The sequence below is a fragment of the Nonomuraea roseoviolacea subsp. carminata genome (assembly GCF_024172185.1).
In the GTDB taxonomy this organism is placed as follows: Bacteria; Actinomycetota; Actinomycetes; order Streptosporangiales; family Streptosporangiaceae; genus Nonomuraea; species Nonomuraea roseoviolacea.
Genome location: NZ_JAMZEC010000001.1, coordinates 115,341 through 131,807, shown reverse-complemented (window position 1 = coordinate 131,807; position 16,467 = coordinate 115,341). Strand labels below are relative to the sequence as shown.

13 protein-coding genes are annotated in these 16,467 nt (G+C 67.5%); 4 read left to right on the top strand and 9 right to left on the bottom strand.

The window, feature by feature from the left end; genetic code table 11:
* Nucleotides 1-2: 2 nt before the first annotated feature.
* Entirely contained in the window at nucleotides 3-1,028 is a 1,026-nt protein-coding gene (locus tag HD595_RS00530) for a DUF932 domain-containing protein (RefSeq protein WP_253764962.1), read from the top strand.
* Nucleotides 1,029-1,299: 271 nt separating this feature from the next.
* On the opposite strand, the gene HD595_RS00525 is transcribed toward HD595_RS00530, so the two are convergent.
* Nucleotides 1,300-1,656: a hypothetical protein gene (locus HD595_RS00525; protein WP_253764961.1), complete on the bottom strand. Its 357-nt coding sequence runs from the start codon at nucleotides 1,654-1,656 to the stop codon at nucleotides 1,300-1,302.
* A 1,406-nt stretch (nucleotides 1,657-3,062) separates the two neighbouring features.
* Here HD595_RS00525 and HD595_RS00520 point away from each other — a divergent pair.
* Nucleotides 3,063-3,548, top strand: a complete 486-nt coding sequence (locus HD595_RS00520) for a hypothetical protein (protein WP_253764960.1) — start codon at nucleotides 3,063-3,065, stop codon at nucleotides 3,546-3,548.
* 88 nt (nucleotides 3,549-3,636) lie between these two features.
* Here HD595_RS00520 and HD595_RS00515 read toward each other — a convergent pair whose 3' ends face one another.
* From HD595_RS00515 to HD595_RS00485, 7 genes are all read right to left on the bottom strand, one after another.
* Nucleotides 3,637-4,887 (bottom strand): C40 family peptidase, encoded by a 1,251-nt coding sequence (locus HD595_RS00515; RefSeq protein WP_253764959.1) that lies wholly within the window; start codon nucleotides 4,885-4,887, stop codon nucleotides 3,637-3,639.
* 22 nt (nucleotides 4,888-4,909) lie between these two features.
* A complete protein-coding gene (locus HD595_RS00510) occupies nucleotides 4,910-5,695 on the bottom strand; it encodes a replication-relaxation family protein (RefSeq protein WP_253764958.1) in 786 nt (261 codons plus the stop codon).
* 11 nt (nucleotides 5,696-5,706) lie between these two features.
* On the bottom strand, nucleotides 5,707-7,116 hold the full coding sequence (locus HD595_RS00505) for a type IV secretory system conjugative DNA transfer family protein (protein ID WP_253764957.1): 1,410 nt from the start codon (nucleotides 7,114-7,116) through the stop codon (nucleotides 5,707-5,709).
* A 63-nt stretch (nucleotides 7,117-7,179) separates the two neighbouring features.
* Nucleotides 7,180-8,064 (bottom strand): hypothetical protein, encoded by an 885-nt coding sequence (locus tag HD595_RS00500; protein WP_253764956.1) that lies wholly within the window; start codon nucleotides 8,062-8,064, stop codon nucleotides 7,180-7,182.
* Complete coding sequence (locus HD595_RS00495; RefSeq protein WP_253764955.1) at nucleotides 8,061-10,748, bottom strand: PrgI family protein; 2,688 nt, start codon at nucleotides 10,746-10,748, stop codon at nucleotides 8,061-8,063. Before HD595_RS00495 ends, HD595_RS00500 begins: the two co-directional genes overlap by 4 nt.
* Nucleotides 10,745-12,265, bottom strand: a complete 1,521-nt coding sequence (locus HD595_RS00490) for a conjugal transfer protein TrbL family protein (protein WP_253764954.1) — start codon at nucleotides 12,263-12,265, stop codon at nucleotides 10,745-10,747. Before HD595_RS00490 ends, HD595_RS00495 begins: the two co-directional genes overlap by 4 nt.
* Before the next feature lie 91 nt (nucleotides 12,266-12,356).
* Entirely contained in the window at nucleotides 12,357-13,226 is an 870-nt protein-coding gene (locus tag HD595_RS00485; protein ID WP_253764953.1) for a hypothetical protein, read from the bottom strand.
* A gap of 338 nt (nucleotides 13,227-13,564) precedes the next feature.
* On the opposite strand from HD595_RS00485, the gene HD595_RS00480 reads away from it, so the two are divergent.
* Nucleotides 13,565-14,011, top strand: coding sequence for a DUF488 domain-containing protein (locus tag HD595_RS00480; protein WP_253764952.1), 447 nt, complete (start codon nucleotides 13,565-13,567; stop codon nucleotides 14,009-14,011).
* Here HD595_RS00480 and HD595_RS00475 read toward each other — a convergent pair.
* Nucleotides 13,999-14,706, bottom strand: a complete 708-nt coding sequence (locus tag HD595_RS00475; protein ID WP_253764951.1) for a hypothetical protein — start codon at nucleotides 14,704-14,706, stop codon at nucleotides 13,999-14,001. The two genes, HD595_RS00480 and HD595_RS00475, sit on opposite strands and share 13 nt — an antisense overlap.
* A 533-nt stretch (nucleotides 14,707-15,239) precedes the next feature.
* Here HD595_RS00475 and HD595_RS00470 point away from each other — a divergent pair.
* On the top strand, nucleotides 15,240-16,238 hold the full coding sequence (locus tag HD595_RS00470) for a DNA-methyltransferase (RefSeq protein WP_253780996.1): 999 nt from the start codon (nucleotides 15,240-15,242) through the stop codon (nucleotides 16,236-16,238).
* Nucleotides 16,239-16,467 lie beyond the last annotated feature (229 nt).

The following is a 16,467-nucleotide window of genomic DNA, read 5'->3' as shown; positions in this document are numbered from 1 at the left end:
ACATGTCCAAGGAATCGCTGCAGTGGCTCAACGAGAACACCCTGATCGGCTTCACGGAGAAGCGCGGAACCGCATGGCACTACCGCGCCGGTCTCCAGGGCACGGAGCCGAACCACTACCCAGGAGCCATCCCCGTGGCCGACGTCCAGCGCCGCCTGTTCGCGTGGGACGCGCTCTCGCGCCCGCTCTACGTCGAGGACCCGGTGACCGGAGGGCTCGCCGAGGTGCCCGAGCGCCAGGCCATCGTCCGCAGCGACAACGGCCACGTCATGGGGATCTTCTCAGACGGGTACGAACCGCACCCGTACCGCGAGTGGCTGCTGGACACGATCGGGCGGCTGCTCGACGATGACCTGTCGATCGGCTCCGCCGGCCTGCTCCGGTCGGGGGCGGTCGCGTGGGTCTCGGTGGAGGTACCGGAGAACATTCGGACGCCGGAGGGCGTGGAGTTCCGGCCGAACCTGTTCGGGGCGACGTCCTTCGACGGCTCGCTGGCGACCACGTTCAAGCGGGCGGTGACCAACATCGTCTGCGACAACACCATGGCCGCCGGTCTGGCCGAGCGCGGCCAGCAGATCAAGATCAAGCACTCCCGCCATTCCAAGCTGCGGATCGGCGAGGCGCGGCAGGCGCTCAACATCGTCTACGAGGTCGCGGACGCCTTCACGGCACGAGTCCGGCAGCTATGCCACACCTCGGTGAGCTCCACTCAGTGGGCAGCGTTCCTGGACGCTTACGCACCGGTGCCTGTGGAGATCGGTCGAGGCCGAACCCTCGCCGAAGCCAAGCGCGACACTCTGGCGAAGCTCTGGCGTCACGACAACCGCGTCGCGCCCTGGGCAGGAACAGGCTGGGGCGTCCTGCAGGCGGTCAACACCTACGTCCAGCACGAACAAAGCGTGCGTGGCGCGGGCCGAGTCGAGAGAAACTACCTTGGCGCGGTTACCGGAGGTATCGACGAACTGGACCGGGAGACGCTCCAGACGCTGAGCGAGGTCCTCGACAGCCCAGTGTTCACAAAGAGTTGATTCCATCCCCCGGAGAGTTAGGCGCGCCAGCTCAGTGAAAGACGGCCCTGCCGGAAATCGGCAGGGCCGTCACGGTGGTTTTCGCGCTGCTCCCTGAACTAGCGTTGACCGCCGTCCTGGAGGTTGGGCATGCACCCTGATGCCCTGAGGGCCGGAGGCCGAACGCCCTCATCTGGACCTCCGGCCATGGCTAAGCCTCGTCCTGGGCAGCCGAGCCTCAAAGGCCGGATGGCCAGGACGGGGCTCACCCCGCCTCCGGGTTTCTGCGGCGTCATGACTCGCGGGATCCCTTAGCAGGGAGGCCGGCGAAGCGGCTAATGATCCAAACCCCGCACCCGGCGGTCACGCAAAAGGCGATCAGGGCGGCCGTCACGATGGCCCACCCCGGTGCCGATACAGCGATCCCCAGGCCTGCGAAGGCGCTGGGGATCATGATGCTGGGCAGGGTGATCATGACGATCGCGGGGGCGATACCGCTCGGCGACCATGCCGGAGCGGAGGCATTCATCCGCTTGCCGCCCGAGAGGGTGACCTCGAAAGTGACTCTTTCCCTGTCCTCAAGCAGGTCGGCTTGGGGGGTGGGATCGCCTTCGATCTTGGTCAGGTCGGTGACCACTGGTTTCTTCACGTGGCTGAACACTCTCTCGCTCGGCCTGATGTAGGAAAACCCGCCAGGCGATGTGCCCCCGGCGGGGTGGTGCGTGCCCGGGAAGCGCCGGGGTGGTCCAGTGGCCCGGACGAGCCGGGGTCTTGCAAGAGTCTGCGCGCTAGGCGTCAAAGTATCACCAAGTGCGCGCTCAGATCATGCCACGTATGGCTGATATGCGTACGATGCGCGTATACTATCAGGTAAATTGTCTGTAACCAGCTTGACCGCGCGCGGTTGACCGTCATACGGTCTACCTGCACCAACAGGTGAGCGCAGGTCGCGAGGTGTGGAGGGGGTGGATCGTTGAGACGGCGACGTCGATCGATCGCGCCTTCCAGAGGATCGCGATCCGCCGCGTTCATCTCGTTTGCACTGCTCCTTCAGCGTCTGTGCAATCGCTGTCGGGCCCAGAGGGGGCTGTTACCCCGTCCCCCGCCGATGGGCTGTGGCAGTGCCGTTCTCAACGCCTGCGGTTGCGCCGTAGCCGTTACTTCTGACAGTGCCCGGCGTGTGACGGGCAAGGAAAGACATCGACGAGCACGGGCCGGGTCGGCATCCCGGGCCCGTTTTAGCCATGTCTCGGCGGGAGGACCCCCGGAGAATATGTCTGCGAAACTGCGTGCAACTGATGCAGCTAGCCCCACAAAGAGCCCTCCTACTGGACGAGGCCACGGGCCTCTTGAGCGCGTTACGGTCAATCTGACCGAACGCGCGGCCCGCGCCCTTGAAGAGGTCGTGACGCTGCGGGGCGAGTCCAAGACGGATGCCATCAACCGGGCGCTGCAGATGTACAACCTCATCGAGCAAATCCTGCAGAGTGGAGGAAAGGTGTACGTGCAAGAGCCTGGGCAAACTGAGCTCGAACGCGTGAGGTTCTTCTAAGGTATCCACCATACAAGGATCTCTTCTCGCGTCCTGCGCCCCAGACTCAGGCCCCAGGTACCTGGTCTGGAGGTACGTGGGACCTCTTGAACACTTGGCCGGCCTGGCGGCCAGTTCAAGCGTTCGGCCTTGATGCAGCTTCAAGCATGCCGCCGCATAGTTCTCGACCAGGTGCGTTCACCCCCACATGATGGTGAGCTGGCGCTGCTTGCAACACGTCTGGCTCCTCATACACGGACGCTGGTGAGAGGTCCACGAGGCGTCGCCATCGTTGTCTGGTTTGGTAAGGGCGCCCCTCGAACACCACCTCTTCTGCAAGAGGTCCGCTGGTGAACGTGGCGCGTGTTACCAGCTGTGCGACTCGCGTGAAGGGCAGAGCAGCTCGTCCTGATTTGAGCCCCCTGTGCCGTCAGAACTGATGAGGCTCCTCATCGGCTGAGGTGCCCAGCGTCCGGTTGTACCTCATCCTGGTAGGAGATCAACGGCGAGTGGCTGGGGATGACATGGACAACCACACCGGAGCGCTGCTCCTCGACGTGCTCGAACGGCTGAAGAAGAGCATCGTGTCACGCGACTGCCCGGCCATGGTTGCTTTGGAAGGCGAGCACGTTCTCATTCTTAGTGATTACGACTACCTTCGCGATGAGCAAGCAGCCGCTTCGTTCGAGGGTAGGGCCGCTGCGAAAGCGGTCGAAATCGGCGCGACCCGTTGGGTGCTGGCTGTTCCCCAGGTATGGAGGATCACGCCAGACAAGGTGTTGAGCCGTGCGGTGTCCAACCACCCCCTTCGGGAGGGAGAGGCGGAGGCGATCACTTGGATGTCCTGCGATTCAGGGCACGGTGTGGACTACGGTCGCGTGCCGTACGTCCGCCGTCCCAATGGTGAGCCTGTCTTCGACGAGCCCGAGGTGTTTACGGTGGGCGTGCGGCCGGCCGAGTCCATGCCCGGATATGTCCTGCTCCAGGCGTTCCTCGGGAGTCGCGACTGAAGCGGAAGGGCCGGCTCGCGAGGAGCCAGCCCTTCCTGACCTGCTCACTACTTCGGTCAAAAAGGCGAGCGGTTGTCACCAGCGTATGTCAGCCGGGCCGTATGGCTCCGGCGTATTGAGCTTCCCGCCCCGATGTCCAACTGCTCACTTGGACCAGGCTTCCGGTCCGCGGGGCGTGTATGTAGTGCCTGCCGTCGATATTGATCGCGACGTGATGGATGGTTGCCGGGTCCCTCGGGTTGGTGGCGAAGAAGACGAGGTCACCGGGTCTCAGTTCAGATCGCGCCACCCGGACACCTGCGCGCCACTGGGTCGACGTATGGCCGCCGATCCTCACGCCCGCCTTGCTCCAGGCGTACTCGGCCAGCCCTGAGCAGTCGAACCCCTTCGTGTGGGCACCGCGGCCGATCCCGTAGCTGGGGCCGTTCGGACCGCCGCCTCCCCATGAATAAGGCACGCCGACCATCTGCAACGCGGCATCGAGGGCGATGGCGCCACGACTCGCATCGCCGGACGCGCGGTGCAGAGCCTTGCCGGCGCTCTGGGTGAGCTCGGCGCAGAGTCTCGCGGCTGCGCTCTCGACTAACTTCTCTGCCTCTCGGTCCAAGCGGTCTTCGTTGAGGAGCTTCCGCGCGCTCGGAAGGGTGCCCGCCCGAACTCCTGAGGCCACGTCCGAGACGACGGCGGCACGAGGGACGCCAAGGGCGATCGCCACTTCCAAGCTGCCGCGGATCGACCGGTCGTCTTCGGTGGACAACTTGGAGGCCGACTCCCCGTTGATGGCGTCCACGATGTGCTCTGCGCGGCTCTCGTGCTGCGCGTAGGCATCCGGCAACGCGGAACGTTGGACGGCTTGGGCAGCCAGGGTCAGGGGTTTGGTGTCCCAGTCCTTCACCTTCACCAGCCGCGAGAAGAACGCGTTGGCCGCATGGCGAGGGTCGGTGACCTCAGCGCGGCTTCCCCAGCCATGCTCGGGGTGCTGCTGGAAGATCCCGAACGCTCGCCCGTGGTCACCTACCACCGCGTCGTCCAGGGCAGATTCCTGCAATGCCGTGGCGACGCCGATGACCGCGGCTCGCTTGGGCAGCCGGAGGTCCTGGGCTGTTTCGACGATCGCTTTGGCGTTGGCCCAGCGATCGGCCGGCAGGTCCAACTTCCTGGTGCCAGCGGCTCGGGGCGAACCGCTCGTGTAGGAACAGGCGGTCGATGGCAGCTTGGCGGGGTCGGCCTGGGCGGCGGCGTACTGGCCCCCACCAGCCATGCCCGCGATCAGTGCGACACCTGATACCAGGCCCCTGCCAGCGGCGATGGCCTTGGCCAGGCCGGCTTCGAGGATCATTCGTCGGCCTCCTCGGGAGCCTTCACAGGGCCGAGGCCGGGCCGTCGTCCACTGAACCGTCCAGAGTCGCGCCGTGGCCGGTCGCGATCGGGACGAACATCTGCGCGGGATGGTGCTTGAGCTTCTTGCGGAGGTTGGCCTCACGCCGCTCGCCCTGCACCCAGAACAGGACGGGGGTGACGATGCGGCTGGACTCGGTCAGCTCCGCGTAGCCTTCGAGCTTGCGTGCCACCCGGTCGAGCGGCTCCGTGCCCGTGTCGTACTCCAGGAAGAAGTCGATGGTGTGGTCACCTTCGCGCCAGCGGGCGAAGGCGTCGGGACGGGCGATGGGGCTCCAAGCTGCGGTGCAGCGGTTCTCGGGCCACCAGGTGAGCAGCTCGGCGTCGGGGTGGCGCCGCGCGAAGCCGTACAGCCGGGCCGCGATGCCGTTGGTGCCGACCGTGTGGGCGAGGTTCTGGCTGAAGGCGATGCCGATGACGCGGTCGCGCCGGTAGCCGTAGTCGCCGAAGTCGACCCCGTCCTCGGAGGCCAGGACAGCCGCCGCGGTCTCGCCGATGACGTAGTGGTACGGCGCTGTTCCCATGGTCGGTGGGAGGTTGGGCCGGAAGCGCTCCAGCAGGCCCATGCGGGTGAGGGAGAGCAGGCGCTTGCGGGCGGCGTCGTCGGTGTCGAAGAACATCTCGCTGATCTGCGCGGCCGTGAGGACGCGGTGCTCTCGGATCAGGCGGATGAGCCGACGGTCGCGGTCGGTGAGGCGGATCGCGAGCTGGTGGAGCATCCGGGGAGTGATACGGGTGGTGGTGGACATGGTGATCTCCTTCAGAGGGTGTGCCGGGCGTCCGGCTTGGGGGTGGGGGCGCCGACCTTGCGGCCGTGCGCTTGAGCGGCGGCAGCCCGGATCCTCCGGGCGACCTCCTGGTCGGGCTCGGGGAGAGCGCGGGTGCGGAGGGTGAACGGTGGAGCTTCGGCGGAGCGGACGACGAGGCGGGCGGCTGCCTGGAAGGCGGCGAAGTTGCTCAGGTCGTGCGCGGACAGATGAGGGGCGAAGTGGTGCTCGACCTCGCGGGCGTCCTCCGGCGAGAGCGAGAAATAGATCTTGTTGCGGGCGTCGGAGGAGATGGCCTGGCGCAGCGTGCGGGGGAGCTGGGCGAGGTGCTGGTGGGCGAGGACGAGCGAGACCCGGTAGGCGCGTGCCTCGGCGAGCATGTCGGACAGGGCGTGAGGCAGGGTGAGGAAGTTGTGGCACTCGTCCACGTAGACGGCGGCGGGGGGACGCGGGTGGCCGTCCTTGGCGCGGCGTGAGGCGGCTTGCCATACCTGGGCCAGGATCATTGAGCCGAGGAGCCGGGCGGTGTCGTCTCCGAGCATGCCCTTGGGGAGCCTGACGAGCAGGATCCCGCCGTTCAGGACCTGGTCGAGGTTGAAGGTGGAGGTGGCGGAGCCGATCACGTCGCGGACGAACGGGCGGAGAAGGAACGCCCGGAGCTTGTTCATGATCGGTGCGGTGACGTGGACCTGCGCCTGCTCGGACAGCGCGCCGTACCAGGCCCAGAAGTCGCGGAGCAGCGGGTCCTTGACGGTGGCGATCTGGCGCTGGCGGTACGCCGGATGCGACAGCAGCCGGGGGATGTCGGCGAGTGTTCCGCCGTTGTGGGCCAGAGTGAGCGCGCAGCCGCGGAGGATGTCGTCGGTGCGAGGTCCCCAGGAGTCGGCGTAGATCTGGCGGAAGACGCCGACGAGGTTGTCCACGCTCATGGCCAGGTCGGAGCCGCTCAGCACGTTGAGCGAGGGGCGGCGATGCCGGTCGGTGGGGTCGATGAGCACGACGCGTTCGGCGGCGTCCTCGGGCATGAGGCCCAGGAGGTCGCGGACCAGGTCGCCCTTGGCCTCGATGACCACGACGCCCCGTCCGGCCTGGATGTCGGAGAGGATCATCTGGGCCAGGAGGGTGGACTTGCCGGTGCCGTTGGGCCCGAGCACGTGCACGTGGTGGCAGGAGTCGGGCACGCGCAGGGCGACCGGGCGTTCGTGTCCGGAGTCGCAGAAGCCGAGTACCTTGCCGGTGCGCGAGATCGCCGGCGAGGGAGGGACGGTGTTGGCGCCGGCTCGCTGAAGTCCGGGCACCGAGACGTCCAGTGGTAGGTGCGCCAGCGCCGCCAGCTCCGGTACCGACAGCAGGTAGCCGCGTCCCATCCGCCGGGAGGCGAGCCGCGCCGCGGGCAGGATCAACCGGTGCCGTTCCAGCCGGTTGTAGCCGCTGTAGAGGGCGAACCCGGCCGCGATGGCGTGCGCTCATCCTCGGATGCCGAAGCGTCTGACGGTGTCGACGGCCTTGGAGCCCCCTGGATCGGTCTGTACGGCGTAGCGGATCGCCACCTCATACCGTGAGTGGTGGGCTTTGTCGCGAATGGCCCGGGCCTCGGCTGACGCTTCGAGGCGCGCGACAAGATCCTCGTCATAGCTCTGGGCCGGGTGCCTACGGCTGGGCGGAGGCCCGGGCGTCAGCCAGTCCAGGAGTCCCTGGATCAGGCCGAAGGGAAGCCCGCGAACGACGTGTGCCAGACGCCGTCCCGTCGCCGGGCGGGCGAGGATCTGCACACTGGCGTGTTGCCAGGGTGGCATGCCGACGGTGGCTCCGTTGATCGCGCGTAGCGGGTCGGTGGCGCTGTTGTGACGCAGAGGAAGGCGATCGCCCCGGGCGAGAGTGAGCCGGCCGCCGGTGCACTGGCCGTCGAGCGGTACAGGAGGGGCGGCCTCGTGCACCACCGTCCGTGCCGACGGCCAGGCGGCCTCGATCGCGTTCTCGACCAGATGCTGAGGCACGCATCCGGGAACCCACAGTCGGATCCGCATGCCGCCCGCGGTGAAGAGATACTCGAACGCCAAGTGAGGCTGGCCGAGCAGCAGCCGCTTCCAGGCGGGACGCAGGAGCCCGATCAGGTTGCCCCACAGGGCCTCGGCCCCGGGCATGCTTGCAACAGGCGGCGCGAGGATCTCCACGCACCGGGCGCCGCGCGCGAGCCGGCGGTGGCGCAGCCGCATGAGAAGGGCGCTGAGCAGGATGAGCAGGACTTCCGCGCCGATCCATGTGACGGCTAGCTGCCATACGTGCGCGGACAGCCAGGCGTGGAGCCGGTCGAGTACGGCTTCGGGGTCTTCGAGCAGGTCGTAGATCACAGGTCGCCCTCTTCGTATTCGGTCAGTTCCTGGGGTGAGGAGGTGACGAGGTCGTGTTCTCGCGCGCTGGAGATGACCTGGAGCGGGCACCGCTGGCCGGTGGCTCCGGCGGTGAGCAGTCCCGTGCCTCTCGGTGCCGACAGCAGGAGCTGTCGTTCGCCGTCGGACAGCCGGAACGCCTCGGCGACGCGCTCGATCGCCTGCGGTGCCTGGCGTAGGAGGATCTGGGTGGTGGAGTTGGCCACGATGGCCTGTCCCGTCTCCGAGCCGAGGAGGTCGGCGGCGTCCTGCGTGACGACCGAGAGGCCAGCCCAGTGCTTGCGGGCGGCCTTGGCCATGCGCAGCAGGAACCTGGCGCCTTCGGGGTCCTTCATCAGCAGCCATGCCTCGTCGACCACGACCAGGCGTGGACGCCGGTTCTTCGGGTCGGACACGCGGCGCCAGACGGCGTCCAGGGTGAGGAGGGTGCCGACTGCCTTCAGCTCGTCGGGGAGGTCTCGGAGCGAGAAGACGATGAGGTGTGAGTCGGGGCGGGTGGTGGTGGGTCCGTCGAAGAGCTGGCGGTGGCTTCCGGTGACGTACGGTGCAAGTCCGGCCGCCAGCTCCTTGGCTTTGGGGTCGTCGTCCTTGGCGAGGCTCGCCGTGAGGTCGCGAAGGAGGGGCGGGCGGCGGTTCCAGGTGTTCTGGTTGTGGGTGATCCCGGCCTGGCGGTAGGCGAGAAGGATGGCCCGGTCGAGCGCCGCCTTACCGGCGTTGCCGAGGGGCTCGCCGAGCATGACGGTGACCAGGGTGTGCAGGAACAGGGCTCGCCTGGTCAGCGGGTCGTCGCCGCGCTGGCTCTTGGGCGGCAGGTCGAGGGGGTTGAGCCTGACCTTGTGCGCCCCCAGATGGATGTATGCGCCGCCCACGGCCGAGCACAGGCGGGCGTACTCGTCCTCGGGGTCGATGACCGCGACTTCGATCCCCGCATACAGCGAGCGCAGCGCTTCCAGCTTGGCCAGGTAGCTCTTGCCGCTGCCGGAGCGGGCCAGGATGACGGAGTTGTGGTTGTCCTGGGCGAAGCGGTCCCAGGCGACGAGGGAGGCGCTGGAGGTGTTCGCGCCGTACAGCACCGCGGTCGGGCCGAGCTCGGTCGTCAGGTCCGGGCTGGTGAAGGGGAACGCCGAGGCGAGCGCCGGGGTGTCGAAGGTCCGTCGCATGGCCAGGTTGTCGTAGGCGAGCGGGAGGGAGGAGATCCAGCCCTGTAGCTGGCGGAAGGCGACCTGCCGGGCGTCAAGGAGAAGGGAGGCAGCCAGCGCTCGCACTTGGGCGCAGGCGTCCTCCAGCTCCTCGACGGTAGCGGCGTGGACGGTGAGGTAGATCGAGACGCGGAACAGCTTGGCCTGGCCCCTGGCGATGCGGGAGGCCAGCTCCTGGGCGTCCTCGGCGGCGGCCTCCCTGCCGGGGTCGAGGAGCCGGCCGTGCTCGTGGTCCGAACGCAGTCCCGACTCCAGACGGGCGAGCTGCTTGCGCAGCCGGTCCGACGCGATCAGGGACGGGACGGGTTCGATATGGAGGGAGACATCGAGGCGACCTGGGTAGGTCAGCAGCGGCTCCAGCCAGCCGGGTGCCACCTCGCGGGGATATCCGGTGATGGCGAGCGTCGCGCACACGCTGCCGCCGACGTGCAGGCGGCGGGCCTCCACCTGGACCGCGTCCGGTCCGAAGCCGGTCGTTGCGGGAGCCGTACGGAACGGGATCTTCATCGTTGCCCCCCCTCGCGTGATGACCTCGCCGGGGAGAGCGATGGCCTCGTCGGACAGGGACGGGGCGGAAGGATCGAAGCAGGCCGCCAGGAGTGAGTTGACCGCTCGTGCGTCCAGGAGCCGGGCAGTGAGTCCGCAGGCGCCCAGGACACGAGAGGCCTCGTCCAGACGGCGCAGAGCCCGAGCCGCGGCGGCCTCGCGGCCGTCGGTGCCGACGGTGGGTTCGCGGATGATGACCAGGACCTGTCGGCGGAGCAGGTCGTGCCGTGCCGAGAGATCGGCGAGGAAGTCGGCGTGTTCGAGCGCTGCAGCGGCGAGTGCCGGGTGGGGAAGCGCGCGGGCGTTCTCCTCCAGCGAGCCGATGCTCTCGGAGAGATCCACTCGCTCGGCTCGTACGAGGATCTGCGCCGGGCCGGACAGCGCGTTGAGCCAGCGGCCGAAGACCGCCACGAGGGCGTCCTGCTCGTCCGGGGTGCGCAACGCGAAGCTGACGGTGGAGATCTCGGCTATGGCCGCCATCCCGTCCGGCCCGAGATCGATCAGACCGTCGCCGACGACACCGCGGGCCGGCAGCTTGAGCGGGGCCGGCGATGGGCCAGCCCCGGCGCCTATCCAGGCGGGTGGCATGGGGATGTCCTCCTGTACGGAGACAAGGTGCTTGGGGGAGTGGCGGTAGCGGATGGCGGCAAGGAGGTAGCGGTCGAGGGAGACGCCGTCGTGCTGGCCGATCGCGAGAACGATGCCGGCGACCGCGATGGGCAGTGCGACGGCGGCGCACACGATGAGCGGCACTTGCTCGCCGATGGCCATGTAGGCGATGTAGAGCAGGGCGCCGGTGCCGCCGAGGATCGCGACCTGGCGGGCGGTGAGCGACCCGATGATCTTGTCGGGCTGCTCGACGTCGGCGGGAATGCGGGCTACCGGGTCGGTCCAGGTCATGTGCCGTCACCTCCGCGTGGCTTGCGCGGACGGGGACGGGCGCGCCTCGGAGTGGTGCGGCGCTTGGCCGGCCAGTTCGGTTGTCCGGGGATCGGGGCGTCGAGCGAGACGATCGGCTGAGCGGGGCGCTGTGCCGGGGAGGTGCCTTTGGTGGTGTTGCCGGTCTGCTGGGCTCGGGCTTGGAGGGTCATCATCTGGCCGAGTCCCGCCGGGCCCCTGGCGTAGAAAGTCTCGCGCGGGTAGCCGTACACCGGCGTGGTCGCGGGGACGGGCGGTTTCCGCTTGGGAGTGGGCCGGTACTTGCCCTGGATGGCTGGAGCGGTCGGCGCGTGCTTGACCGGGGCGGGCTCCCAGTCCTCCGCCCTGACGGGACGGACGGCGCCGGTGGGGGCGTGCTTGATCGGCCGCGGGCCGGCAGAAGAGGCGGATGCCGCTGTGATGGCCGTGGTCGCCAGGCTGCCCGCCGGCCCTCCGATGGCGCCTGCGACCACTCTGCCGGCCGCCGCGCTCGTGATGGCCTTGCGCCCGCCTCCTTGCCGGCCTCTGCCGAGGTGGAGCCCGGCGAGAAGAGGAGCGGTGAGCTTGTACGCCACCACGCTCTTCACGATGCGGGTGAAGGCGGAGCTTCTTCCGCCGCCGATGAGGATCGACCGGGAGATCCACGATGGGATCCGTACGAGGATGATCAGCAGGCAGATGGCGAGCAAGAGATTGACCAGTTGGCCGGTGGGGGCGATGCCCAGAAGGAGCCGGCCGTCCTGGTTGAAGAAGATCCGTACGGCGAGCGTGAGAGTGAGCGACTGGGCGACCTGAATGAGGAGCAGCCCGCTGAACGCGCGCCACCAGAAGCGGGCCACCCCGTTGGTGTAGGGCAAGGCGTGGCACGCCAGCGCGAGGGGAGCGCCCACGACCAGGAGGAGCACGAGCGCTGAGCGCATGATGAAGGTGACCAGCAGCAGCACGAGCAGGATGACCGCCACCAGCTCCAGCAAGGTGTAGAAGATCTGGCTGTTGCCGGGCAGGACGATCAGCGTCCGGATCGACGTGGCGGCGCGGTCGGCGTCGAAGTCGCCGCCGAGCAGGGCGAAGGACAGTGCGTTGGCGAACTCGATGGCCTTTCCGCAGATCTGGAAGCTGACGTTGGTCACCAGGACGGCCAGTCCCAGGCGCGGCAGGACCTCCTTGACCGCGTACCGCGTCTGCACCGTCTGGTGGCCCATGGCCGTGATGGCGCCGATGGTGGCCAGCAGGAGGAAGCCGGAGTTGGCGATGGCCGCCGTCGACTTCCAGATGTCGAAGACGCGACCGCTCGTGGAGTAGTCGGGTGTGGCCAGGAGCGTGCTGGCCAGGACGGTGAGCAGCGGCTTGACGGCCAGGGCGGCGAGCTGGGCGAACCACGCGTTGACCTGCTTGGTGATCCAGTCACCGATGCCGAAGGTGACACCGGGATTGGCTGGTATCAGGTCCTCCGGTGCGCGGGAGGGTGACGGGGAAGGCGTCGGCTCGGCCGAAGCCACAGCGGCAATACCGAGGACGGCGGCGGCAATGGCGGCAACGGCCATGCCGCGGGCGATTGCCGTTGTGGCAGTTCGGATGGTCATCGCGGGGTCACCCGCCCACGACGCGCTTGAGCACGTTCACGAAGAGCGGCGCCAGGACGGCAAGGCCGTAGCCGAGCGCGGCAGCCTTGAATGCCGCTTTCGCCTTCTGGACCTCGCCGGGGTCACCACCGGCAACCAGGTACCGCAGGCCGCCGATGGTGAGCATGAGCGTGGCAAGGGCGGCAAGCAGGCCGACCAGCCAGTTCCGCAGGTTGCCGAAGACGGTGTTGAGGTCGCTGGGTACCGCCGCTCGCGCCGTCGGTGGGGAACCGGACGTCTCGGCAAGCACAGTGGAGACCGCGCAGCCGGTGATCAGGACGGCTATTGCCGTGATCCATAGGGCACGGATGAGATGCCGCCGTCGGGGCCGGCGACGAACAGACGGATGGGGCCGCGCGGAGCCGGTGGGGCTGCCCCGGCCTCCTTTCAGTGCGGTGGTGATGGGCTGCGGATCTGAGGTGATCCGGCTCCGCGCGGAGATCTTGGATGTTCCAGCCTCTCCCCGTTGAGGGGCGGCCGAAGTGATCGTTGGGGACGGCGCCATAGCGCGCTTCTCCAACCGGGCGATGCCGCACATGCGCGGTGGAATGCTCAGGCTGGCGCCGACAGCGCCGACGAGGCAACGGGCACCTTCACCCCGAGCACGAGTCACGAGGTCGCGCCAGACGGCGTGCCTGGTGCCGTTCGCTTGAGCGCGAGAGCTCACCAGAGTGTCCAGTCCGATCAGCAGTACATGGTGCCGGGGCAGCTCGCTGCCGAGCGCTCTGCCGTTCATGGCGAGGCCACCGAGGCCACATGCGACGAGCTGGAAGACGCGCTTGGCGACGTCCAGAGTCAAGCCGTGTGGATGCGTCGTCTCGTGATGGTCGATGCTCATCGGGTTGCTCCACTGCGAGAGGGATCGCTGTCTCGCAACCTGGTGTAGAAGTCACCTCCGGCGGCCTTCTGGCGACACCCGCCGAGCAAGTCTGAGCAGGGGCGGTGCACTGTCCGACGACCTTTGGCGCCGGAGGTCGACACGTCTCCTGCCGGTTGGCTACAGCGACGCCAGTGGAGTGCCTGAGATCATTGCTTCGCCTGCGGCCATGGGCAGGCGCAAAGAGGGCGAACGGCAGCATCTTTCGCTTGGAGGCACTCCGGTAACGGATGTCCAGGTACTCGGACTATGGGTCGTGTGTCAGGTGCCCAAGTTGCCGGTGTGGGAGAGTTCTCTTCATGTCGCTTGATCAACGCACTGCTGTCATCGGGGTCGGCTATGAAGGCAACGACCTGGACGCGTTCTTGCGGCAGCTTCGTAGTCACGGCGTCTCATGCCTGATCGACGTGAGGCTGACACCGATCTCACGCAAACCCGGTTTCAGCAAGCGCCGCCTGTCGGAGTCCCTGACCCAGCAAGGGATCGACTACATACATCTACCTCAGCTCGGCAATCCCAAGTGGAACCGTCTCGGCTTCGCCGGCTCTGCCGCGGAGCTTGCCGAAGCACGGACCAACTACGAAACCCACATCGCCTCCGCCGAGGCTGTAGCCGCTCTGGACGAGATCGCGCTCTGGGCGCAGAAAGGACGGGTGGCTCTTCTGTGTTTCGAAGCAGACGAGCGCCGTTGTCATCGTTCGGTCATTCTCGAGCTGATCCGTCGGCACATGTCTCAGGTGGCCTGACGTGGCGGGTACATCAGGCCGAGCACGCTGAACACATGCTGCCGCTTGGCCTGATTGCCGACATACAGGATCGTGTCCCGATCCGGACCGCACATCTTGTCCAGCCAGCGAGCTCTCAGCTCCTCCTTCGCCGCGGCATCGCTCCAGCCGGCCAGGTTCCGCTGATGCATGACGAACTCCCAATCCAGCAGTCCCTGGCGGTGTCCTCTGCATCGCGATGATTGGCACCGGTACGAGTACCGGGCCTTGAAGCGCGGGGCCTCGAGCGCCCGTCGCGGCGAGGTGTCGAACAGGCCGAGCTGGTTCACATATGCCTGGATCTTCGCCTTCTCCTCCTGGCTCCAGCCCGGATGCTGCTCGACGATGAAATCGTCGATCTCCCGCGGCCGGATCGCCGCGAGCGACCGGGCCGGCGCTTCCCGTCGGACCGCCTCCAGCAGGTCACACATGGATTCCTTGACGTAATCCTCCACCCAGCCGGCGCGTCCTCTCCAGTCCGCCACGTGGCCGACCGTGGTGATGGATGTCAGAAGGGGACGCCAGCTCTCGTGCCGGGGATCGTTACGGGCCGGACGGGCTTCGAACTCCACTAGGTCGTACTTCTTGAATTCGTTGGGATCATCGAGCGCCCGGAAGTTGATGGGGTACAGCCTGAGCCACCCGAAGGCCTTGAGGTCGGCCCGCAGGCCCGCCACACAGACAGTCTCCCCATAACTCTGCGACGGGTTCGGCGCGGCCTTGACGAGGATCAATGCCTTTAATCGCTCTACTCGATCACCTAGGGGTTTGGCTACAGGGCCATTCGAGTCCGGGCCGAAGAGCGACGGCTGTGTCACACGACCAGCTCCCTTACTCGGGAACAGAGCACAAGAACTACACGATCGAACGCGACGCTTTGATTTATAGCCCGTGAGGCGGCTGAAGTAACCGAGCTTCGCGCGCTCGTCTTGCACTGTGCGGCCAGTTTCCGTTGGGGCGATCGACCGTCGACCGCCGCGGCTTGCTGGCGTTAGTCCCTCTCAAGTGATCTCCGGCGCCGGAGGTCAACACGTAGCTCCACCGACCTGCCAGAGCTGCGCACGGGGACCGCTCAAGATCATCGTTCAACTAGGAATGCGCCCGAACGAGTCACTGACTCAAGGCGGGCGCTGCGGATCTGAGGCCCGCCCCAACTGGCGATGACCCATGTGATCGACGCCATCCCCACCCACCGGAGGTGGGCGTGGTGATGCAGCCGTACTGGACCAACGGCCAGGCGACCCTCTATCTGGGCGATGCCCAGGAGATGCTCGCCGAACTGCCCGCCGGCTCGGCCGACTGCATTGTCACCAGCCCGCCCTACTACGGTCCACGCGACTACGGCGTGCCCGGCCAGTACGGTCAGGAGCCGACGCCGGCCGAGTATGTCGAGACGCTCAGGCAGACCTTCTCCCAGGCCAGACGTGTCCTGGCGGATGACGGCACCCTCTGGCTCAACCTGGGGGACTGCTACGCCGCCAACTCCGACGGCTGGGCTCGAGGGCGCGACTACAACGAGCGCCAGCCGGCCACCCGCCCTGCCTCCCGCCTGTCGGTACCGCCGAAGAACCTGCTTGGCATGCCGTGGAGGGTGGCCCTCGCCCTCCAGGAGGACGGCTGGATCCTCCGGAATGCCATCGTCTGGCACAAGCCGAACGCCATGCCGCAATCCGTCCTCGATCGCGTCTCCACGCGCTATGAGATGATCTTCCTACTGGTCAAGCAGCGCCGGTACTGGTTCGACCTGGACGCCATCCGAGAGTCATACACCGGTGACCGGCCGGTGCCTCGTCGAGCGCGAGGTGGCTGCTCACGAGCAATCGACGGTAAGTACACCCCTGAAGTGGACGCCATCTGCGGCAAGCGCCACGGCGCCGCGATGATGGCCACCGGTCGGCGCCATGCCGCTGCCAACGAACGTGGCAGAAACCCCGGTGACGTCTGGTCCATTTCCACTCGCCCGCTCAGGGCGGCACACTTCGCGGCATTTCCCATCGACATCCCGCTCCGCGCCATCGCCGCCGGCTGCCGCCTCGGTGGGACCGTCATCGACCCCTTCGCCGGGGCGGCGACCACCGCCCTCGCCGCTCGGCAACTGGGCCGCCCGTTCGTCGGCATCGAAATCAACGAGGGGTTTTGTGATCTAGCCCGAGCCCGCATCCTCGCGGCGACTGCCCAGGCTCAAGGGGAGGAGACGGAAACTGGCTGAACCGCGATGAGAGTCTGCCCCTAACGGACAAGGGTGGACTCCACAGGCGAGGTGCACGCCGAGTAGCCCGTCGGGCATGAGCGTCATGGTGCCCGGCAAGCCACTGTGCGTGAGCGCCCGGGGCGGCTATCGCGCTGCTCCGGGCGCCGCCCAGCAATGAGGAAGCGGCGAAGGTCTTCAGGCTGATCCTGGCTTGGCAGTCCCGTCGAATGCGAACGCGTAGCGGCCG